Raw genomic sequence first — 21,596 nt, forward strand, 5'->3', positions numbered from 1 at the left:
CCGGATTGCGGTTGCCGCACGAATGCTTGAAGCCTAAAATATCCGACAGCAGGAGGCGACCCGATGCGCATTGCGATCATCGGCGGGGGACCCGCCGGGCTCTATTTCGCCATCCTCATGCAGCGCGACCATCTCGGGGCTCGCATCACGGTGGTGGAGCGGAACCGGCCCGAGGACAGCTTCGGCTTCGGCGTGGTGTTCAGCGATGCGACGTTGGACGCCTTCGCCGCCGCCGATCCGCCGAGCTATCGCGCCATCACCGACAGCTTCGCCTATTGGGACGATGTCGAGATCCATGCCCGCGGCGCGGTGCACCGGATCGGCGGCAACGGCTTCTGCGGCAGCGCCCGCACCACGCTGCTGCGCCTGCTGCAGGATCGCGCCCGCGGTCTCGGCGTCGAGCTGCGCTTCGGGGTGGAGGCGCGGCCGGAGGATTTCCCCGAGGCCGACCTCGTCGTCGCGGCGGACGGCATCAACAGCCCGATCCGCCACCGCTTCGCCGCGGACTTCCGGCCGGAGACCGGCCTCCGCCCCAACCGCTTCGCCTGGATGGGCTCGACCCGTCCCTTCGACGCCTTCACCTTCTTCTTCAAGGAGCGGCCGGAGGGCATCTTCATCGCCCATTGCTACCAGTACGCCCCGGGCGCCAGCACCTGGGTTCTGGAGACGGACCCCGAAACCTTCGCCCGTGCCGGGCTCGATTCCATGGACGAGGCGGCAAGCGCCCGCTTCCTGGAAGGGGTCTTCGCCGAGGAATTGCAGGGCCACCGCCTGCTGACGAACCGCTCCCACTGGCGGCAATTCCCGCAGATCCGCTGCGGCCGCTGGGTGCGCGGCAACCTCGTGCTGCTCGGCGACGCCAAGGCCAGCGCGCATTTCTCCATCGGCAGCGGCACCAAACTCGCCATGGAGGATGCGATCGCGCTGCACCGCGCCTTCCGCGACGGGGGCGGCGTGGCGGAGAGCCTCGCCCGCTTCGAGGCAGAACGGCGCGAGGAGGTGGAGAAGACCCAGCACGCCGCCGATGTCTCGCTGGTCTGGTTCGAGCATGTGCGGCGCTTCTGGCGCATGCAGCCGGTGCGCTTCGCCTTCGGGCTGATGACCCGCAGCAAGGCGATCACCTGGGACAACCTGGCGCTGCGCGCGCCGGATTTCGTCGCCGAGACCCAGGCGGCCTTCGCGGCGGAAGCGGGTGGCGACCCGGCGAAGCCGCCGATGTTCCAGCCCTTACGGCTGCGCGGCATGGAGCTCGCCAATCGCGTCGTCGTCTCGCCCATGTGCATGTACTCGGCCGAGGAAGGCTTGCCGGGTGACTTCCACCTGATGCATTACGGCGCCCGCGCCGCCGGCGGCGCCGGGCTGATCTTCACCGAGATGACCTGCGTCTCGCCCACCGCCCGCATCACCCCGGGCTGCGCCGGGCTGTGGAACGACGCGCAGGAGGTGGCCTGGGCGCGCATCCTGCGGCTGGTGCATGCGCAGGGCCCGGTGCGGATGGCGCTGCAGCTCGGCCATGCCGGCCGCAAGGGCGCGACGCGGCTGATGTGGGAGGGCATGGACCGGCCGCTGGCCGAGGGCGCCTGGCCGATCCTCTCTGCCAGCCCCCTGCCCTACTACCCAGACAGCCAGGTGCCGCGCGAGATGAGCCGCGCCGACATGGATGCGGTCATCGCGGATTTCGTCGCCGCCGCCAGGCGCGGCGCGCGGGCGGGCTTCGACATGCTGGAGCTGCACTGCGCCCATGGCTATCTGCTGGCGAGCTTCCTCTCGCCGCTGACCAATCGCCGCCGGGATGAGTATGGCGGCCCGGTGGAGAACCGGCTGCGCTTCCCGCTCGAGCTGTTCCGGGCGCTGCGCGAGGCCTGGCCGGCGGACCGGCCCCTCTCGGTGCGCCTCTCCGCCACCGACTGGGCGGATGGCGGCATCACGGATGCTGATACGCTCGCCATCGCCCGCGCCTTCGCCGCGGCGGGCTGCGACCTGATCGACGTCTCGACCGGCCAGACCGTGCAGGATGCCGCGCCGGTCTATGGTCGCATGTTCCAGGTGCCCTGGTCCGACATGATCCGGCAGGAGGCGGGCATCGCCACCATGTGCGTCGGCAACATCACCAGCGCCGACCAGGTGAACACCATCCTCGCCGCTGGCCGCGCCGATCTGGTGGCGCTGGCCCGGCCGCACCTGACCGACCCGGCCTTCACCCTCCGCGCTGCGGCGCAGTGCGGCGTCGCCGACATTGCCTGCCCGGTGCAATATGGCTGGGGCAAGGACGCGCTGCTGCGCAACGCCGCGAAGGAACAGGAGGAGCTGCGCGAGCTGCGGCTGAAGGCGCGGCCGCGCCGTCACGCCCCGCTCTCCCCTCTCCCGCGCGCCGCCGAATAGGGGCAGGATCGAGCCTGCCGGGCGCTCGCGCGTCCCGGCGGCAACCGGGATGCGGAGGATGCGCATGCATGTCCTGATCGCCGGCGGCGGGATCGGCGGCCTCACCCTTGCCCTGATGCTGCAGCAGCGCGGCATCGCCTGCACGGTGCTGGAGGCGGCGCCGGAGGTGCGGGAGCTCGGCGTCGGCATCAACAACCTGCCGCATTGCGTCGCGGAGTGGGAGGCGCTCGGCCTGCTGCCGGAGCTCGACCGCATCGCCATCCGCACGCGCGAGCTGCGCTACCTCAACCATCTTGGCCAGACCCTGTGGCAGGAGGCGCGCGGCACCTATGCCGGGCATGCGCTGCCGCAATTCTCCACCCATCGCGGAAGGCTGCACGGGATGCTCTGGCGCGCCGTCGAGGCCAGGCTGCCGGCGGGCGCGCTGCGCACCGGGCATCGCCTCGCTGCCGTCGAGCAGGATGCCGCGGGCGTCACCGCGCGCTTCGCCACGGGGACGGGCCACGAGACGCTCCGCGGCGAGGTGCTGGTCGGCGCCGACGGCATCCATTCGGCGCTGCGGGCGATGCTGCACCCGGCCGATGCCGGCATCCGCTGGCAGGGCGTGATGATGTGGCGCGGCGCACTGGACTGGCCGGCCTATGAAACCGGCGACGTGATGTTCATCGCCGGCGACCTGAAGACCAAATTCGTCTTCTATCCCGTCGGCCCCGGCAGCAGGCCGGATCGCCGGCTGACCAACTGGGTGGTCTATTCCCGCCTGGCGACAGGCGAGAGGCCGCCGCCGCAGCGCGAGGATTGGTCGCGGCCCGGCCGGCTTGAGGACGTGCTGCCGCTGGCGCAGCGGCTGAAGTTGCCCTTCCTTGATGTCGAGGCGCTGGTCCGCGCCTCGCCGCAGCGGCTGGAATACCCGATGTGCGACCGCGACCCGCTGCCCTGGTGGAGCGAGGGGCGGGTGACGCTGCTCGGCGACGCGGCGCATGCGATGTATCCGGTCGGCTCCAACGGCGCCTCGCAGGCAGTGCTGGATGCGCGGGCGCTGGCCGATGCGCTGGCGGCGCAGCCGGCCGAGCAGGCGCTGAAGGCCTATGAGGCGGAGCGGCTGCCGAAGACCGCGGCGATCTGCGCCAGCAACCGCAAGGGCGGGCCGGAACGGGTGATCGACGTCTTCGGCGAGCTGGCACCGGATGGCTTCGGGCGGATCGAGGAGGTGATCCCGCCCGAGGATGTCGCGGCGATCGTCCGCGGCTATGCCCAGCTCGCCGGCTTCGCCCTGCCGCTGTGATATCAGTCGCGCCGTTGATGGTGATCCATCAACGGCCCCTCAATCGCCGGGCGGGTTGCTCTGCAACCCTTGGCTACGCGGCACAAGCCGCGGCGCCCATTCGGGCGCTCGGCATGAATGAAGCATTCATTCCTGCCGCTGGCAGGAGATCCTCTCGCAACCTGGTAGGGCGCCCTGCCCGCTCATCCCGGCGGGGGGAGGAAGTCCACCTCATGCGCCGCGGAGAGCCGCACCACCTCCTCCACATCGGTGAGGTCATGCAGCGACCGGAACAGGTCGTGCAGCTTGCGGGCCGGAGTCACCCAGAAGAAGGCGCGGGCCGGCGCCCCGCTCTCGTTGAAATAGCCATGCATGATGCCGCGCGGCATGCGCACCAGGTCGCCGGCCGAGGCGTGGTGCGTCTGCCCATCGAGGATCAGCTTCCAGGTCCCCTCCAGCATCAGGATGTACTCGTCCTGCGTGGGATGGATGTGCGGCGGCACGAAGGTGCCGGGCGGGCTCACCGCCTCGAAGGCGAAGCTGTCGCCGGTCGATTGCTTCGGATAGTAGGTCTGGCCGAGGATATTCCAGACCGTGCCCTCCGCGCCGTCGAAGCCGGTGCCGGCGCGGGTGATGCCTGCGGTCTCCGCTGTCATGCTGCTGTCCCTTCCTCAGACATGCAGGTAAGTCTCGCGCAGCTCCGGGGCCGCCGCCAGGGCCTCGGTGCTGCCGCTCCAGGCGACCTGCCCCTTCTCGATCACCACATGCCGGTCGGCGAGGCGCATGACGGCGGAGAGCGTCTTGTCGATTAGCAGGATCGCCTGGCCCTCCTGCTTCAGCCGCGCCAGCACCGCCCAGATCTCGGCGCGGATCAGCGGCGCCAGCCCCTCCGTCGCCTCGTCGAGGATGAGCAGCCGCGGATTGGTCATCAGCGCCCGGCCGATCGCCAGCATCTGCTGCTCGCCGCCCGAGAGCTGCGCGCCGAGGTTGCGCTGCCGCTCGGCAAGGCGGGGGAAGAGCCGGTAGACCGCCGGCAGGGTCCAGCGCGGCGTGCCGCCGGCGCGGTTGGCGGCCGTCGCGGTCAGATTCTCCTCGACGCTCAGCGTTGGGAAGACCTGGCGCCCCTCCGGCACCAGGCCGATGCCCTGCCGCGCTACCCGATGCGGCGGCTGGCCGGCGAGGTCCTGCCCCGCGAACAGCACGCGGCCGCCCTGCAGCTGCCCGCCGCAGGCCGGCAGCAGCCCCATGATGGCGCGCACCGTCGTCGTCTTGCCCATGCCGTTGCGGCCGAGCAGGGTGACGACCTCGCCGGCACCGATGGCGAAGCCGATGCCGCCGAGCACCTGGCTGCTGCCATAGCCGGCGCGGAGATCCTCGACCCGCAGCATCAGGCCGCCTCGTCCTCGCCCAGATAGGCGTCGCGGACCGCCGGATCGGCTCGAATCGCCGCCGGCGCGCCGCTCGCCAGCAGCCGCCCCTGCACCAGCACGGAGATGCGGTCGGCGAGGGTGAAGACCGCCGGCATGTCGTGCTCCACCAGCAGGATGGCGTAGCGCCCGCGCAGCCCCTGCAGCAGGGCGATGAGGCGCTCGGCCTCCTCCGGCCCAGTGCCGGCCAGCGGCTCGTCGAGCAGCAGCAGCCGCGGCTCCATCGCCAGCGCGATGGCGAGCTCGAGCTGCCGCCGCTCGCCATGCGAGAGCGCCGCCGCCGGCACCGCCGCGCGCCCGGCGAGGCCGGTCCGCGCCAGCGCCGCCATCGCCACCTCGTTCAGCGCCGCCTCGCCCGCCGCCGGCCGCAGGAAGCGGAAGGAGGAGCCGCTGCGCGCCTGCACGGCGAGCGCGACATTCTCGAGCGCCGAGAAGCCGGGCAGCACGGAGGTGATCTGGAAGCTGCGCGCCAGGCCGAGCCGCGCCCGGCGGGCCAGCGGCAGCGCTGTGACATCCTGGCCGGCGAAGAGCACCCGGCCGGCATCCGGCCGCAGGGTGCCGCTGATCTGGTGGATCAGCGTCGTCTTGCCGGCACCGTTCGGGCCGATGACGGCATGGATCTCGCCCGGCATCACATCGAGCGAAACATCAACCGTCACCGTCAGCCCGCCGAAGCGCTTGCGCAGCCCGTCGAGGCGCAGCACCGGCTCAGCCACGGCGGCGCATCCCGGCGAGTTGCGCCGGCAACCCGACCAGCCCGCCGCGCAGGAACAGCACGGCGAGCACCAGCAGCGGGCCGAGCAGCAGCCGCCAATGCGTCGTCAGATGCCCGAGCCATTCCTCCAGCAGCAGCAGGGCGAGCGTGCCGAGCACCGCGCCGAAGGGGCTGCCGAGACCGCCGAGGATCACCATGAACAGCAGCTCGCCCGAGCGCTGCCAGGCGAGGAAGGAAGGGGCGACGAACTCCGTCGCATTCGCCAGCAGGAAGCCGGCGAGCCCGGCCATGCCGCCGGCGATGCCATAAGCGAGAAGGCGATAGGGGTAGGGCGAGAGCCCGACCGCCTGCACGCGCAGCGGGTTCTCCCGCGCCGCCCGCAGCACCCGCCCAAAGCGCGAGGCCAGCAGCATGCGGCAGGCCAAGTAGGCGCCGGCCAGCAGGGCGAGGCAGAGATAGTGGAAGCCCAGCCGGCTCTCCAGCCAGCGCGTGCCGGCGAGGGTGCTGCGGCCATAGAGCGTGTAGCCGTCATCGCCGCCATAGCCGGCGAGGGAGGCGGCGGTGAAGAAGGCCATCTGCCCGAAGGCCAGGGTGATCATGATGAAAGGCACGCCGGCCGTGCGCAGCGCGACCGCGCCGGTGAGCAGCGCGAAGAGCGCCGCGCCGCCGATGGCGACCGGCGCGACGACCAGCGCCTCCGTCACCCGCGCATCGTCGAGCGCCACCACTGCATAGGCGCCGATGCCGAGCATGGCGGCATGGCCGAGGCTGACCAGCCCGGCGCCGCCGACGACGAGCCAGAGCGAGAGGGCAGCGAGGCCGAGGATCATGCCGCGCGCCAGCAGCGTCATCACCCAGCCCTCGCCTAGGCCGAGGAGCGGCGCCGCCGCCAGCAGGGCGAAGACGAGGAGCGGCAGCGCCGCGGCGCGCAACGCCGAGACCACCCCGCCTAGCCCGCCCGCGCCGGGAAAAGGCCGCGCGGCCGCACCGCGAGGATCAGCGCCATGGCGATGTAGACCAGCATGGAGCCGATCGAGGCCCCGGCCTGCCGCGCCGGGGAGGGCGCCAGGACGAGGCGCAGCAGCTCCGGCAACAGCGAGCGGCCGAGCGTCTCCACCAGTCCGACCAGCAGCGCCGCGAGGAAGGCGCCGCGCACGCTGCCGATGCCGCCGATGACGATGACGACGAAGGCTAGGATGAGCACCGTGTCGCCCATCCCCGGCTCGACCGAGAGGATGGGCGCCGCCATCATCCCGGCGAAGCCCGCCAGCATGGCGCCGATGCCGAAGACCAGCAGGAAGAGCCGACTGGTATCGATGCCGAGCGCCGCCAGCATCGGCCGGTTGCTCGCCCCGGCCCGCACCAGCGCCCCGGCCCGCGTATGCTCGACCAGCAGCCAGAGCAGCCCGGCCGTGGCGAGGCCGGCGGCGAGGATCGCCAAGCGATAGAGCGGGTATTGCAGCCCGGGCATCAGCGTGATGCCGCCCTCCAGCAGCGCTGGGGTTGCGACCTGCAATGGTGCGCTGCCCCAGAGCAGCGTCACCGCCTCGTTCAGGGTGAGGATGACGCCGAAGGTCGCCAGCACCTGCGCCAGGTGGTCGCGGTCGTAGAGATGTCGGAAGATGAGGAATTCCAGCGCCAAGCCACAGGCGAGCGTCGCCGGCAGGGCGAGCAGCAGGCCGAGCCAGAAGCTGCCCGTCGCCGCGGCGAGGCTGGCGCCGAGATAGGCGCCCAGCATGTACTGCACGCCATGCGCGAGGTTGATGACATCCATCACCCCGAAGACCAGGGTGAGGCCGGCCGCGACGAGGAAGAGAAGGATGCCGAATTGCAGGCCGTTCAGCGCCTGCACCAGCATGAGCTGCGTCGTCACGCCGTGGCCGTCAGCGCATGCGGCACTCGACCGCCCAGGGATCGGTGTCGTTCTCCAGCACCTTGCGCACCGTCTCGGTCTGGAACTTGCCGTCCGGCCGCTTCGCCACCTGGCAGAGCCAGAAATCCTGCACCGGATAGTGGTTGGCGCCGAAGCGGAAATTGCCGCGCACCGACTGGAACTCGGCGGCGCGGATCGCCGCGCGCAGCGCGTCCTTGTCGGCGAGCTTGCCGCCGGTCTTGCGGATGGCGCTGTCGAGCAGCATGGCGGCGTCGTAGCTCTGCGCCGCGTAGCTGCCGGGCACATAGCCATGGGCGGCCTCGAAATCCGCGACGAAGCGCCGGTTGGCGGCATTCTCCATGTTCGGCGCCCAGGGCGCCGCGGAATAGAAGCCGACCGCCGCATCGCCCTGCGCCGGCAGCGTCGCCTCGTCCACCGTGAAGGTCGAGAGGAAGGGAATGCTGGCGAGGCCGGCCTGGCGGTATTGCCGCACCAGGTTCACGCCGAGCCCGCCCGGCATGAAGGTGAAGATGGCATCCGGCTTGCTTGCCGCGATCTTCGCCAGCTCGGCGGAGAAATCGAGCTGGTTGAGCGGGACATAGACCTCGTCCGCCACTTCGCCCTTGAAGCGGCTCTTGAAGCCGGCCGCGGCGTCGCGCCCGGCCTGGTAATTCGGCGTCATGACGAAGACGCGGCCGTATTTGCTGTCGGTCGCCGCCTGGCCCATGACGGAATGGACCTGGTCGTTGTTGTAGGAGGTGGTGAAGAAATACGGGTTGCAGCCGCGCCCGGCGAAGGTGGAGGGCCCGGCGTTGGTCGAGATGAGGAAGGTGTTTGTCTCGGTCACCGGCCGCATGATGGCGGCCAGGATGTTCGAGAAGACGACGCCGGCGACGATATCGACCTTGTCGCGCTCCAGCGCCGCCCGCACCTTGGTGACGGCGACTTCCGGCCGCAGCTCGTCGTCGATCATCACCACCTCGGCCGGCAGGCCGCCGAGCTTGCCGCCTGTATGCTTCAGCCCCTGCAGGAAGCCGTCCCGAAGCTGCGTGCCGAGCGCCGCCTGCGGCCCGGTCTGCACCGCGACGAGGCCGATCTTCACGCTCGCACCCTGGGCCCGGGCGCGGATCGCCGGCAGCGCCAGGGGTCCCGCCGCCGCAACGCCCAGCACTGCGCGCCTGCCGATCGCCATGCCCATCCCCTCCGTCCACGTGGCGATTAGTTTAGGCTTCAATCGTCACCGGACCGCAAGGGCCATGGCGGCGGCGCGACGCGCGAGCGAGCTGTCCGACTCGGCGAGCGGGGCGATGACAGTGAAATGATCGCGCGCCGGCAATTCCTCCGAGGTCCCGCCCCAGGCGGCGGCGAAGTCGCGCGCCTGACGGCGGAACTCGTCGCTCTCGGCGCTGCCGACCACGGCATGCAAGGTACCGCCGGGCGGGGGCAGGTAGCGCGGCGAGAAGGCGCGCGCCATCTCCGGCGTCAGGTGCAGGGCGGCGGCGATCGTCGTCGGCAATAGCGGCTCGAGCTCGAAGACGCCCGAGATCGGCAGGCCCGCCGGCACAAGATCGGCCGGCAGCCGCGCATCCTGGGCGCGCCAGTCGGTGGCCATCAGCATCGCGGTCAGATGGCCACCGGCGGAATGGCCGCTCGCCAGCAGCCGGCGCCCGGTGCGGCGGTGCAGCAGCAGCGCCGCCGCGCGCATCTGCCCGATGATCGCCTCCAGCGTCACCTGCGGGCAGAGATCATAGGAGGGAATGGCGACGGCCACGCCCCGCGCCAGCAACCCGCGCGCCAGATGCGAGAAGAAGCTGCGGTCCAGTGCCTGCCAGTAGCCGCCATGGATGAAGAGGGCGGTGGGCCAGTCCTCGCCGGGTCCGGGGCGGAACAGGTCGAGCCGCTCCCGCTCCCCGGGACCATAGGGCAGGCCGAGTTCGGCCTCCCGCCATGCCGCGCGGAAGGCGGCCGCGTCGCGCTGCCAGCCCGCGATGATCGCCGGGTGTTCCGGCACCCGCGCCCGGTTGTCGTATTCGGCCTGTGCGTCCATGCCGCCATTGCAGCGCCGGGGCGCCGCGCCGGCAAGCGGTTCAGATCGCGCCGTCCCGGCGCAGGGCAGCGATCGCCTCGGCGGCGAGGCCGAGCCGCTCCCGCAGCACCGCCTCGGTATCGGCGCCGCGGGCGCGGCCGGCATGGCGCAGCGCGGCCGGCGTCTCGGTCAGGCGCGGCACCGGCGCGGGCAGCACCAGCTCGCCCACCCGCGGATCGACCAGGCGCAGCAGGTTGCCGCGGGCGGCGACATGCGGATCGGCGAAGATGTCGGCGATGCTGTTGATCGGCCCCCAGGGCACGCCGGCCGCATCGCAGATGGCACCGAGCGCCTCCATGCCCAGCCCCGCCGCCCAGTCGGCGACCAGGCCGTTGACCTCGCCGCGGGCGGCGATGCGCTGCGCCGTGGTGGCGAAGCGGTCCGGCCCGGCGAGCTCCGGCTTGCCCATGGCCTCGGCCAGCCGCGCGAAGATCTTATCGCTGGTGCAGGCGATGGCGACCCAGCGGCCATCCGCGGTCTGCCAATGGCCGTGCGGCACCACGGTCGGCACATCCGCCCCCATGCGCTCCCGCACCACGCCGTGCCGGGCATAGGCGGGCGCGGTCTCGTCGAGCAGGCGGAAGACGGATTCGTAAAGGCCGATATCGACATCCTGGCCCCGGCCGCTGCGCTCGGCGACGCGCAGCGCCAGCATGACGCCGAGCGCCCCCCAGAGGCCGGAGAGGTAGTCGGCGAGCGAGGTCGAGCCGGGCACCACCGGCTTGCCGTCCGGCTCGCCGGCCAGGTAGCTCAGCCCGCCGAAGCCATGCGCCACGCGGGCGAAGCCGGGCAGGCCGCGCTTTGGCCCGGTCTGGCCATAGGCGCTGACCCGCAGCACGACGAGGCGTGGGTTGATCGCGCGCAGGCTGTCCGGCGAGAGGTCCCACTTTTCCAGCGTGCCGGGGCGGAAATTCTCCAGCACCACATCGACCTGCGCGACCAGCCGGCGGAACAGCGCCGCGCCTTCCGGATGCCGCAGGTCGAGCGTCATGCACTGCTTGTTGCGGGCCTCGCTCAGCCAGACGAGGGTGTCGCCGCATTCGGTCGGGGTGCCGAAGGCGCGCATCGGGTCGCCGAGTCGCGGGTGCTCGATCTTGATGACCGTGGCGCCGAAATCGGCCAGCACCGTGCCGGCGAAGGGCGCGGCGAGGAAGGTGGCGATGTCGAGCACCGTGACGCCGGCGAGCGGTTGCGGCAGCGCCGCCGTCTCCCCGGCGCTCATGCCGCCTCTCCCGCTTGCTGCAGGATCTCGCGCGCCATGCGCGCATGCACCGCATCGAGCATCACGCCCCCCTCCCCCGTCGCCCCGGCGCCCGCCGCCTCCGCCCGCGCCAGCAGCGCCAGAACCTGCCGCGCCCAGGCGACGCGCGCGGCATCGGGCGCGAAGACCTCGTTGATCACCGCGAGCTGGTCCGGATGGATCGCCCATTTCCCGGCATAGCCGAGCGCCCGGCCCCTGAGCGCGGCGGCGCGCAGCCCCGCGGCGTCGCGGTAATCGGCATAGACCGCATCGATGGGCAGCAACCCCTCGGCGCGGCAGGCATTGGCGATCCGGGCCAGGGCATAATGCCATTGGTCGAGCACCACCGGCGGCGCCTCCGGCGTCGCGCCGGGCATCGCATAGTCCGGGTTCGGCCGCCCGACCGTCGCATCCGGCGTCCGCATCGCCGCCATGTAGTCGCCGAGGCCGAAGATCATCGTCTCGAGCCGCGGATGCGCCGCGGCGATGGCCTCGGCCTGGCCGATGCCGCGCGGCGTCTCCACCAGCGCGGCGATGCCGATGCGCCGGCCCGGGCCGCGGGCCTGTTCGATGCCGTCCAGCAGCGCGGCGAGGAAGCGGATGTCGAAGGCATCCTCGGCCTTCGGCAGCACGATGCGGTCAAGCCGCGGGCAGGCGGTCGCCACCTCCACGATATCGCGGTGGCACCAGGGCGTACCAATGCCGTTTACCCGCACCGAGAGGATGCGGTCGCCCCAGTTCAATCGGTTGATGGCGGCGATGGCCTGACTGCGCGCGACATCCTTCTGGTCCGCCGCGACGCCATCTTCGAGGTCGAGCACCACGGCATCAGCCCCACTCGCCGCGGCCCGGGCGAAGAAACGCTCGGTGCTGGCCGGGACCGAGAGTTCGCTGCGCTGGTGCCGGCCCATGGCGGTCACGCTCGCCGCCCCGGCCGGTTCTGCCGGACCCGATCCATCATGCCGATGCCTCCCTCCCGTCCGCCTGGGACGTGCCGGAAAAGGGAAGCCCGGTTAACGAAACTGGGCAAGCGCGCGCCCCGTCAGGGCGCGCCGGAGAGCTATTTCAGGTGCTGGGCAATGTGCTTGTTCATTTCGAACATCGTCACCTTGTCCTTGCCGAACACCTTGCGCAGCACGTCATCAGCCATGATCTCGCGCCGGTCGTCCGGGTTCTGCAAGTTGTGGGTCTTGATATAGGTCCAGACCTTGCTGACGACCTCGGCGCGCGGCAGCGGCCCCTCCCCAACCACCGCCGCCAGTTCTGGCGAGGGGGTGAGCGGCTGTTGCAACGCGCTCGGCGTCTTGCGCGCCGTCTTCTTCTCCGTATCGGGTTTGGCGGCGGTCTTCGCGCTCGCCTTCTTCTTCGGGGCTGTTGGCTGGCTGCCCGCCATCCTGTCCTCCAGCGTGCTCGATTGATGCGGGAGCGGTCTACCCGCCCATGTTGTCACGAACGCTGCCGGTACGGCTTCGGTTCACTTTCGGGGCCGATGCGACAGTCGCGTGATAAATGCGAAAGGATGGGCCAGGGGCGCCAACCCGCCAGCGGCATCGGCGTTCCCCACACGGGACCTTCCTCGACAATGCAGAGCGGACGCGCCCGCGCTGGCGCCCTTCTTATCCTTAGCCTGATCGCCGTCGGCTTCGGCGCCTGGCGCCTGCTCGGCGGACGAGGGGCAGATGCCCAGGCCCCGGTGGCCAAGGCGCCGGTGACCGTCACCCTCACCGCGGCCGAGCGGCGCGACGTACCGATTTGGCGGAATGGCCTCGGCAATGTCCAGGCCTTCCAGACCGTCACCGTTCGCAGCCGGGTGGACGGCCAGTTGCAGCGCATCGCTTTCACCGAAGGCCAGGACGTGCGGCAGGGGGACTTCCTGGCGCAGATCGATCCGCGCTCCTTCCAGGCGGCGCTGGATCAGGCCGTGGCGCAGAAGGCACGGGACGAGGCGCAGCTCGCCAATGCCCGGCTCGACCTGCAGCGCTACCAGACCCTGTCGCGCAGCGAAGGCGCCTCGAAACAGCAGCTCGACACCCAGCGCGCGCAGGTCGCGCAGTTCGAGGCCACGGTGCAGGCCGATGCGGCGAATATCGACAGCGCCCGCACCCAGCTCGACCACACCCGCATCACCGCGCCGATCTCCGGCCGGCTCGGCGTGCGGCTGGTCGATGCGGGCAACATCGTGCATGCCAGCGACACCACCGGCCTCGTCGTCATCGCCCAGATTCACCCGATCGCCCTCTTCCTCACCCTGCCGCAGGACGACCTGACCACGGTGCTGCGGCGCCAGCGCGAGGCAATGGGCCGTCGACCGGGGGCGGGCAGCCCGGCCGCCCCGCCCTCCGCCCCCTCCCCCGCGCCCGGTCTGCCGCCTGACGAGCCGAGCGAGCCGCCCGATGGCGGGCTGCCGGTGCAGGCCCTCGCCCAGGACGGTCAGTTGCTTGCGGAGGGGAGGCTGTTGCTGGCCGACAACCGCATTGACCCGGCCAGCGGCACGATCCAGTTGAAGGCCGCCTTTCCCAATCCCGACGACGCGCTCTGGCCCGGCCAGCTCGTCGGAGCGCGGCTGCTGCTCGAGACGCGGCGCGACGCGGTGACGGTGCCGGCGGCGGCGGTGCAGCGCGGCCGCGACGGCCCCTTCACCTATGTGCTGCAGCCCGACCAAACCGTGGCGCTGCGCCAGCTCCGCCTCGGCCCCGTCACCGATGGCATGGCGGTCATCGAAGCGGGCGTCGCGGCCGGCGAGCAGGTGGTGACCGACGGCTTCTACCGCCTGCGCCCCGGCGCCCGGGTGGCGTCGGCGGCGCCGCAGCCGGCGGGGCCGGGGACGTGACGCAGGCGCCGGCAGCCGGACCGGGCCCGGCTGGCATCTCCGGCCTCTTCATCCGGCGGCCGGTCGCCACCGCGCTGCTGATGCTCGCAGCCGTGCTGCTTGGCGCGGTCTGCTACCCGCTGCTGCCGGTCGCGCCGCTGCCGCAGGTGGAGTTCCCGACCATCCAGGTCACGGTGACCTATCCCGGCGCCAGCCCGGAGACCATGGCGAGCGCCGTCGCCACGCCGCTCGAGCGGCAGTTCGCCCAGATTCCGGGCGTCAGCCAGATCGTCTCGACCAGCGCGCTCGGCAATACCAGCATCGCCGTGCAATTCGTCCTCTCGCGCAACATCGATGCCGCGGCGCAGGACATCCAGACCGCCATCAACCAGGCCGGCGGCCAGTTGCCGACCGACCTGCCGCAGCCGCCGCTCTATCGCAAGCTGAACCCCGCCGACCCGCCCATCGTCATCATTTCGGTGCAGTCGGAGGTCTACCCGATCGACAAGGTGGACGACTACGCCGATACCCGCATCGCCCAGCAGCTCTCGCAGATCCAGGGCGTCGGCCAGGTGAACATCACCGGCGAGCAGAAGCCCTCCATGCGCATCCGGCTGGACCCCGATCGCGTGGCGGCGCTCGGCCTCGACCTCGAGGATGTGCGGGCCGTGGTGAACAACGCGACGGTCGATCGTCCCAAGGGCAGCTTCGACGGGCCGCGCCAGGCCTTCGCGGTGCTCGCCAACGACCAGGTCCTCGGCGCGAAGCGATGGCAGGACGTGGTCATTGCCTACCGCACTGGCGCGCCGGTGCGGCTCGGTGATATCGGTGAGGCGGTGGACGCGCCGGAGAACCGGCTGATCGGCGCCTGGCAGAATGGCCGCCGCGGCGTCGCGCTGGTGGTGTTCAAGCAGCCCGGCGCCAATGTGGTGGAGGTGGTCGGGCGCATCCGCGATGCGCTGCCGGCGCTGCGCGCCGCGGTGCCGCCGGCGGTCGACGTGCAGGTGGTGAGCGACCGGACGACGACGATCCGCGCCTCGGTCGCGGATGTCGAGGCCACACTCGCCCTCACCTTCGTCCTGGTCATCCTCGTCGTCTTCGTCTTCCTGCGCGACTGGCGCGCCACGGTGCCCCCGGCGCTGGTGGTGCTGGTCGCCGTCATCGGCGCCGTCGCGGGGATGTACGCCGCCGGCTTCAGCCTCGACAACCTCTCCCTGATGGCGCTGGTGATCGCCGTCGGCTTCGTGGTCGATGACGGCATCGTGGTGCTGGAGAACATCTATCGCCGCATCGAGGAGGGCGAGGCGCCGACCGAGGCGGCGCTGCGTGGCTCGGGCGAGATCGGCTTCACCGTCCTCGCCATCAGCATCTCGCTCATCGCGGTCTTCATACCGCTGCTCTTCATGGGCTCGGTGATCGGCCGGCTGTTCCGCGAGTTCGCGCTCGTTGTCACCGGCACGATCCTGCTCTCGGTGGTGGTGTCGCTCACGCTGGTGCCGGCCCTCGCGGCGCGGCTGCTGCGTCCGCGGGAGACAAAGGGGGAGGCGGAACCGGAGCGGTCCGGCCTCGGCCTGCTGCGGCGGATCGACCATGGGCTCGAACGCGGCTTCGCGGCGGTCGAGAGGGTCTATGCTGCGACGCTCGACCGCGTCCTCGGGCACCAGCGGCTGACGCTGCTGGTCTTCGGTGCCACCCTCGCCGCGACGGTCGCGCTCTATGTCTTCATCCCGAAAGGGTTCTTCCCGCAGCAGGATACCGGCTTCGTCATCGGGACGGCGGAAGCCTCGCCCGACACCTCCTTCGCCGCCATGTCAGAGAAGCAGCAGGCGCTGATGCGGTTGATCCGCGAGGATCCCGCCGTGGCGAATGTCCTTGCCACCGCGGGCGCGACCGGCGGCACCCAGACCTCGAATACCGGCCGCTTCTTCATCGACCTGAAGCCGCATGCCGAGCGCGATGCGAGCGCAAGCGAGGTGATCGGCCGGCTACGGCGGAAGCTGCAGGCGGTGCCGGGCGTCACGCTCTACCTGCAGGCGGCGCAGGACATCAACCTTTCGGCCCGCGGCTCCCGCACGCAGTACCAGTACGTGCTGCGCGACGCTGATCTCGACGAGCTGAACCTTTGGGCCGGGCGGATGCTGGATCGATTGCGCGGCCTGCCGCAGCTGACCGACGTGGCGACCGACCAGCAGCCCGGCGGCCTTACCGCGCGGCTCGTCATCAACCGCGAGCAGGCGGCACGCTTCGGCATCCAACCGCGGCTGATCGACGATACCCTGGCCGATGCCTTCGGCCAGCGGGTGATCGCCCAGTGGTTCACCCAGCTCACCTACTACCATGTGGTGATGGAGGTCGATCCGGCCCTGCAGGCGGATCCGCAGGCGGCGCTACAGCGGATCTGGCTGCAATCGCCGACCACCGGCAGCCGGGTGCCGCTCTCGACCTTCGTCACCGTCGACACGTCCGGCACGGCCTATCTCTCGATCAGCCACCTGAACCAGTTCCCGGCGGTCACGCTCTCCTTCAACCTGGCGCCCGGCACCTCCCTCGGCGAGGCGACGGTGGCGATCGACCAGCTACGGACGGAGCTCGGCGCGCCCGCCTCGGTGCAGGGCGTCTTCCAGGGCAATGCCCAGGCCTTCGGCGCGGCGCTGGCGAACCAGCCCTATCTGATCGCGGCGGCGGTGGTCGCGGTCTACATCATCCTCGGCATGCTCTACGAGAGCACCATCCACCCGCTCACCATCCTCTCGACCCTGCCCTCGGCCGGGCTGGGCGCCCTCGTCACGCTCTGGCTCTTCGGCTTCGGTCTCGACGTGATGGGGCTGATCGGGATCATCCTGCTCATCGGCATCGTGAAGAAGAACGGCATCATCCTCGTCGACTTTGCCCTCCAGGCGGAGCGGCGGGATGGGGCGGAAGCGGTGCAGGCGATCCGCGAGGCCTGCCTGAAGCGCTTCCGCCCGATCATGATGACGACCATGGCGGCGGTGCTCGGGGCGGTTCCCCTCGCGCTCGGCCTCGGCACCGGGGCGGAGCTGCGACAGCCGCTCGGTTGCGCCATGATCGGCGGGTTGCTGGTCAGCCAGGCGCTGACGCTCTTCACCACGCCGGTCGTCTACATCGCGCTGCACCGGCTGACCGAGCGGCGCGCCCGGCCGCACGGCACCGCGGCCGCGCTCGGCCAGGCGGATTGAGTCGGCGCACAGGATCTGCTCTATGAGCCGCCGATCCGCATGGGGGAGAGCGAGAGCGATGGCCGCGGAGGGTCCTGTCTATCTGCGCTGGCGCGCCGGACGCCCGGCACCGGAGGAGGAGCGCTTCGACACGCTGGATGCTGCGCTGGATGCGGTCGAGGCCCGCTGGGAGAGCCTGCAACACCAGGCCCCGCAGATCCTCGACACCCGCCGGCTGCTGCTGCTTAGCACGAGCGAGCTGCTGGAGATGGCCGCGGAGGAGGGCGACCCTCCCTCGGGCTGATACCCGCGGCCCGGCCGCTCAGACCGGCCGCATGGCCGGCTCGTCGCCGGCCCAGCCCGCGAGCGGCAGGTCGAGATCGCAAACGAGGCCGGATGGGGCCCAGGTCAGGGACACCGTGCCGCCGAGCTGCATGCGCACCGTGCCGTCGAGAACCCGGCCGCCAAAGCCGCGCCGCGTCGGTCTGCCCGGCACGGCGGGGCCGCCCGTCTCGGCCCAGCGAAGGCGAAGCTGGGCAGTGTCATCCTGTGCCTTCTCGACCGACCAGGTCACCGTCACGCACCCCGCCGCCTCGGACAGGGCGCCGTACTTCACGGCATTGGTCGCCAGCTCGTGCATCGCCATGGTCAGGGGCTGGGTGACCCTGGCCGGCAGGACGACCGCCGGGCCCGCCATGACGGCCCGGCGCCCATCGCCAAGAAAGGGGGCGAGTTCGCCCTCCAGCAGGACCCGCAGATCGGCCCCGGTCCAGGCATCCTCGGCCAGCAGCGTCTGCACCCGCGCCAGCGCCGCCACCCGCCCCTCGACCGCCCGGACATAGCCCGGCAGGTCCGCCGTCCGGGTCAGCCGCAGCACGGACTGCACCACCGCGAGTGCATTCTTCGCCCGGTGGTTCACCTCCCGCATCAGCAGCACCAACCGTTCCTCGGCCAGCTTGCGCTCGGTGACGTCGAGCGAGACGCCTGCCATGCCGAGCGCCGTGCCGTCGGGCGCATAGCTCGGGCGGCTGCGGAGCTGGACCCAGCGGACCTCGCCGCTGGGCCGCACCACCCGGTATTCGTCGTCGCAATCCTCGCCCTGGGCGATCGCGCGCGCCATCGTCGCCTGCATCCGCTCGCGGTCCTCGGGATGGACCGCGGCACGCAGATCGGCCTCGGTCAGCGGCGTGTCCGGCGGCTGGCCGAAATCCGCCCGGCAGGTCGGCGAGGCATTCAGCCGGTCGCTGCGCAGGTCGAGCTCCCAGGCACCGAGCCGCCCGGCATCGAGAGCGAGGCGCAACCGGGCCTCGCTCTCGCGCAGCGATGCCTGCGCCGCGCGCTGGCCCGCCAGAGCCTCCGCCATGGCGCGCCGCAGCACGATCGCCAGGCGCGCGAGCCGCTGCTTGACCACGTAGTCGGTGGCGCCGCGCCGGACCGCATCCACGGCCGCCTCCTCGCCCAGGGTGCCGGAGACGAAGATGAAGGGAATGCCGGGCGCTCCGTCACGCGCCATGTCGAGCGCCGCGAGCCCGTCGAAGGCGGGCACGACATAGTCTGCGATGATCGCGTCGAAGCCGCCCGCCGCCAGCGCAGCGGCGTAGTCGTCGCGCGACGCCACCAGGTGGATATCGCAGGACAGGCCCGACCGCGCCAGATGCTCCGCGATCAGCGCCGCATCGATCGGACTGTCCTCGAGATGCAGGAGGCGCAGCGGCGTCCCCAGGGGCGCCCCGTGGGAATCCCCCGAGGATGCCTCGGATTCAGACGGCCCCGTCACGCGCCCGGCTCGGCCTCCGGTGCGTCGCGCCCCTCGCGCGGAAGCTCGTTCAACACTGCCCAGAAGGCGCCGATATCGCGGACTGCCTCGAAGAATTCGCGGTGGCCGACGGGCTTCACGACGAAGGCGTTGACGCCGAGCCCGTAGCTCCGCACCAGATCCTGCTCCTCGCGCGAGGAGGTGAGCATCACCACCGGGACATGCCGGATCCGCGCATCGTTGCGAATCTGCTCGAGCACCTCCAGCCCGTCGACCCGCAGCAGCTTGATGTCGAGCAGCACCACGGCCGGCAGCAGCGCCTCGCTCTCGTCCGGGGCGTTGCTGCGGCGTTGCAGGATGTCGAGCGCCTCCACCCCGTCGCGGGCGACCACCACGGGATTTGCCAACCTGGACCGCTCCAGGGCGATCAGGGTCAACTCCACATCGTTCGGGCTGTCCTCCACGAGCAGGATCGGCCGCAGCTGCGCCATGTCATATCGTCTCCTTCACGGGCGCGCCGCGCACTGGCAAGGTGAAGTGGAATGTTGCACCCTCGCCGAGCCGACCCTCGGCCCAGCTCCGGCCGCCATGGCGCTCGACGATGCGCCGCACATTGGCCAGGCCGATCCCGACGCCCTCGAACTCCTCCGGGCGATGGAGGCGCTGGAACACGCCGAACAGCTTGTGCGCATAGGCCATGTCGATGCCGGCCCCATTGTCGCGCACACTGAAGATGTATTCGTTCTTCTCTAATCTGCAACCGACCTCGATGACGGCCGGATCCCTCCCCCGCGTATATTTTAGTGCGTTCGAGAGCAGGTTCTGGAACACCTGCCGCAGCATGGCGGGGTCGGTCCAGATACCCGGCAAGGGGCCGATCCGCCATTCGACCGGTCGCCCGGCCTGTTCCAGCTCGAGCGAGCGGATCACCTCGCCGGCCAGCACCCCGGCCTCGAATTCCAGCGGCACCAGGGCGGACCGGCCCATCTGCGAGAAGGCGAGCAGCGAATCCACCAGCCGACCGGCCGTTTCCGCGGCCTGGCCGATGGTGCCGAGGTAACGGCGGCCGCGCTCGCCGAGCCTGTCGCCTTCCTGCTCGCGCAGCAGCTCCGTGAAGCCGACGATATGGCGGAAGGGCGCGCGCAGGTCGTGCGAGACCGAGTAGGAGAAGGCCGCCAGTTCGCGGTTCACCTGCTCCAGCCGGCCGGCCAGCGCCGCGCGCTCCTCGGCGGCACGCAGGACGACGCCAACGATGGCATTGCGCAGATTCCCCGCGGCCTCGATCTCCGCCGCGCTCCAGGCCGCCGAGCGTCCTCGTACCGTCTCCGCCCAGGCGGCGAAGGAGCGGCGCGGATGCAGCCGCCCGGGCGTGGCTTCGAGCTCGCCCGGCTTGCGCGGATCGCCGCCCCACCGAACGGTGCTGACCACCTCGGGCCGGAACCAGACCACGAAGCTCGGATGCAGCCGGGACACCGCAATCGCCAGCACGCCGCTCGCGGTTCCGGCCATGGCCGCCGCATCGGGCAGGACAGCGCCGAGGGACTCGGTCGCAAAGACCTCCTCCGGCCCGCGCGCCGCGATCCAGTCGGTGATGCGCCGCAGCGCGTCCTCGGGCGGCGTGCGGCCGATGCGGGTGCAGCCCCGCTCGGTCACCACCGCGGCGCCGGTCGCCGCGGTCAGCCCGAGCAGGTCGTCCGGATGGGCGAGCAGCCCCGCGGCAAAATCCTGGGCCGCCGCCATGCGCGCGAGCAGCCGCCCTTCGATATCCCGCAGCCGGGCCCGCGCCTCGGCATGCGCCATCTCCTCGCGGGCCGTGACGCGGAGGGCGAAGATCTGGCCGACCAGGTCGCAGGCATTCCGCGCCGCAAAAGACAGCTGGCGGGGCTCGGCATGGTGGCAGGAGATCAGCCCCCAGAGCCCGCCATCCCCGCGCAGCACGGAGACCGACATCGAGGCCGGCGTGCCCATGTTGCGCATGTATTCCAGATGCACCGGCGAGACGCTGCGCAGCCCGGCATAGGTCAGGTCGAGCGGCGGCGCGTCGCTGGGGGCGAGGATCGGCACCGGCACGTAGCCTGCATCGGCGATCAGGCGCTGCGGGTTGATCTCATAGAGCCGGCGCGCCTGGGCGGGGATGTCGGCGGCGGGAAAGCGCAGGCCGAGATAGGAGGGCAGGCGCCCGTTGCCGTCCTCGGCCAGCACGACGCCGTCCCAATGCGGCTCGAAACGATAGACCAGGACGCGATCGAAGCCGGTGATGCGGCGGACCGTCGCGGCAGCCAGGCCGGCCAGCTCGTCGATCCCCGCCACGCGGCCGAGTCGGGCGAAGGCCTCGCGCAGGCCGGGATAGAAGGTCTCCAGCGTTGCCCCAGCCTCCGGGCCCGGGCTTCCGGCCTCCGCCTCGAATTCCAGGATCACATGGCCATCCGGCGCGCGATGCCCGATCGCCTGCAGCGCTGGGCCGGCCAGGTCGGGGAGGCGGCCGAGCTGCATCTGCCCGGTCTCCGGCAGGCGGCGCAGCGCATCCGGCAGCGCCGCGAAGGGCTCGCCCGCGAAAAGCTCGGCGATCGGCTGGCCGAAGGCGGCCGGCAGCCCGGGCCGCAGCAGGGCGGCGGCGCTGGCGCTGGCATGGCTCAGCCGCAACGCCTCGCCCGCGAAGGCGAGGAGGTGGCCATGCGGCTGGATGCTGCCGGGGATGTGGTTGGGTTCGCGGTCGCAGCCGATGGTCGGATCGGCCGGCGGCGACGCCATGCCCGACGTCATGGCGCCGCCACCAGGTCGATGCCGGGCGTCGCGCGGCGCCGGACGGGTTTCCAGTGCGACGCGGCCGTTGCGCCTCGCCGTGGTCGCGGCGCCCGACATCCCTCT

At 71.4% G+C, this 21,596-nt stretch carries 18 protein-coding genes; 5 read left to right on the forward strand and 13 right to left on the reverse strand.

Features of this window, described 5'->3' with window-relative positions; genetic code table 11:
• Positions 1-63 precede the first annotated feature (63 nt).
• Together HJG45_RS15505 and HJG45_RS15510 are read left to right on the forward strand one after the other, a co-directional pair.
• Positions 64-2,382, forward strand: a complete 2,319-nt coding sequence (locus HJG45_RS15505; RefSeq protein WP_171613010.1) for a bifunctional salicylyl-CoA 5-hydroxylase/oxidoreductase — start codon at positions 64-66, stop codon at positions 2,380-2,382.
• A 58-nt stretch (positions 2,383-2,440) separates the two neighbouring features.
• A complete protein-coding gene (locus tag HJG45_RS15510) occupies positions 2,441-3,667 on the forward strand; it encodes a flavin-dependent oxidoreductase (RefSeq protein ID WP_254452549.1) in 1,227 nt (408 codons plus the stop codon).
• A 182-nt stretch (positions 3,668-3,849) separates the two neighbouring features.
• Here HJG45_RS15510 and HJG45_RS15515 read toward each other — a convergent pair whose 3' ends face one another.
• From HJG45_RS15515 to HJG45_RS15560, 10 genes are all read right to left on the reverse strand, one after another.
• The gene (locus HJG45_RS15515) at positions 3,850-4,302 is read right to left on the reverse strand and encodes a cupin domain-containing protein (protein ID WP_171613011.1); all 453 of its coding nucleotides are present in this window, start codon (positions 4,300-4,302) and stop codon (positions 3,850-3,852) included.
• 15 nt (positions 4,303-4,317) lie between these two features.
• Complete coding sequence (locus tag HJG45_RS15520) at positions 4,318-5,034, reverse strand: ABC transporter ATP-binding protein (protein ID WP_171613012.1); 717 nt, start codon at positions 5,032-5,034, stop codon at positions 4,318-4,320.
• Complete coding sequence (locus HJG45_RS15525) at positions 5,034-5,789, reverse strand: ATP-binding cassette domain-containing protein (protein WP_171613013.1); 756 nt, start codon at positions 5,787-5,789, stop codon at positions 5,034-5,036. Before HJG45_RS15525 ends, HJG45_RS15520 begins: the two co-directional genes overlap by 1 nt.
• Positions 5,782-6,732 carry a branched-chain amino acid ABC transporter permease gene (locus HJG45_RS15530; RefSeq protein ID WP_368040606.1) on the reverse strand — a complete coding sequence of 317 codons (951 nt, stop codon included), beginning with the start codon at positions 6,730-6,732 and terminating at the stop codon, positions 5,782-5,784. The genes HJG45_RS15525 and HJG45_RS15530 overlap by 8 nt, the downstream gene beginning before the upstream one ends.
• Positions 6,733-6,737: 5 nt before the next feature.
• Entirely contained in the window at positions 6,738-7,661 is a 924-nt protein-coding gene (locus HJG45_RS15535) for a branched-chain amino acid ABC transporter permease (RefSeq protein WP_368040607.1), read from the reverse strand.
• A 10-nt stretch (positions 7,662-7,671) separates the two neighbouring features.
• The gene (locus HJG45_RS15540) at positions 7,672-8,853 is read right to left on the reverse strand and encodes an ABC transporter substrate-binding protein (RefSeq protein ID WP_171613014.1); all 1,182 of its coding nucleotides are present in this window, start codon (positions 8,851-8,853) and stop codon (positions 7,672-7,674) included.
• Positions 8,854-8,898: 45 nt separating this feature from the next.
• Positions 8,899-9,708: an alpha/beta hydrolase gene (locus HJG45_RS15545; protein WP_171613015.1), complete on the reverse strand. Its 810-nt coding sequence runs from the start codon at positions 9,706-9,708 to the stop codon at positions 8,899-8,901.
• A gap of 40 nt (positions 9,709-9,748) precedes the next feature.
• Positions 9,749-10,969, reverse strand: a complete 1,221-nt coding sequence (locus HJG45_RS15550) for a CaiB/BaiF CoA-transferase family protein (protein WP_171613016.1) — start codon at positions 10,967-10,969, stop codon at positions 9,749-9,751.
• Positions 10,966-11,898 (reverse strand): CoA ester lyase, encoded by a 933-nt coding sequence (locus HJG45_RS15555; RefSeq protein WP_171613183.1) that lies wholly within the window; start codon positions 11,896-11,898, stop codon positions 10,966-10,968. The genes HJG45_RS15550 and HJG45_RS15555 overlap by 4 nt, the downstream gene beginning before the upstream one ends.
• 149 nt (positions 11,899-12,047) lie before the next feature.
• The gene (locus HJG45_RS15560) at positions 12,048-12,380 is read right to left on the reverse strand and encodes an SWIB/MDM2 domain-containing protein (RefSeq protein WP_171613017.1); all 333 of its coding nucleotides are present in this window, start codon (positions 12,378-12,380) and stop codon (positions 12,048-12,050) included.
• 300 nt (positions 12,381-12,680) lie between these two features.
• Here HJG45_RS15560 and HJG45_RS15565 point away from each other — a divergent pair, with 300 nt between their 5' ends.
• The 3 genes from HJG45_RS15565 to HJG45_RS15575 are packed head-to-tail and all read left to right on the forward strand — an operon-like array spanning position 12,681 to position 17,276.
• A complete protein-coding gene (locus HJG45_RS15565; RefSeq protein WP_217362936.1) occupies positions 12,681-13,817 on the forward strand; it encodes an efflux RND transporter periplasmic adaptor subunit in 1,137 nt (378 codons plus the stop codon).
• Positions 13,814-16,993, forward strand: a complete 3,180-nt coding sequence (locus HJG45_RS15570) for an efflux RND transporter permease subunit (RefSeq protein WP_368040608.1) — start codon at positions 13,814-13,816, stop codon at positions 16,991-16,993. The genes HJG45_RS15565 and HJG45_RS15570 overlap by 4 nt, the downstream gene beginning before the upstream one ends.
• Before the next feature lie 58 nt (positions 16,994-17,051).
• Positions 17,052-17,276 (forward strand): hypothetical protein, encoded by a 225-nt coding sequence (locus HJG45_RS15575; RefSeq protein ID WP_171613019.1) that lies wholly within the window; start codon positions 17,052-17,054, stop codon positions 17,274-17,276.
• An 18-nt stretch (positions 17,277-17,294) separates the two neighbouring features.
• Here the strand turns inward: HJG45_RS15575 and HJG45_RS15580 are convergent, their stop codons facing one another.
• The 3 genes from HJG45_RS15580 to HJG45_RS15590 are packed head-to-tail and all read right to left on the reverse strand — an operon-like array spanning position 17,295 to position 21,479.
• Positions 17,295-18,749 carry an HWE histidine kinase domain-containing protein gene (locus HJG45_RS15580; protein WP_171613020.1) on the reverse strand — a complete coding sequence of 485 codons (1,455 nt, stop codon included), beginning with the start codon at positions 18,747-18,749 and terminating at the stop codon, positions 17,295-17,297.
• Positions 18,746-19,219: a response regulator gene (locus HJG45_RS15585; protein WP_171613021.1), complete on the reverse strand. Its 474-nt coding sequence runs from the start codon at positions 19,217-19,219 to the stop codon at positions 18,746-18,748. The genes HJG45_RS15580 and HJG45_RS15585 overlap by 4 nt, the downstream gene beginning before the upstream one ends.
• 1 nt (position 19,220) lies before the next feature.
• Complete coding sequence (locus tag HJG45_RS15590; RefSeq protein WP_217362937.1) at positions 19,221-21,479, reverse strand: ATP-binding protein; 2,259 nt, start codon at positions 21,477-21,479, stop codon at positions 19,221-19,223.
• Positions 21,480-21,596 lie beyond the last annotated feature (117 nt).

This window comes from Roseicella sp. DB1501 (genome assembly GCF_013112485.1).
In the GTDB taxonomy this organism is placed as follows: domain Bacteria; phylum Pseudomonadota; class Alphaproteobacteria; order Acetobacterales; family Acetobacteraceae; genus Paracraurococcus.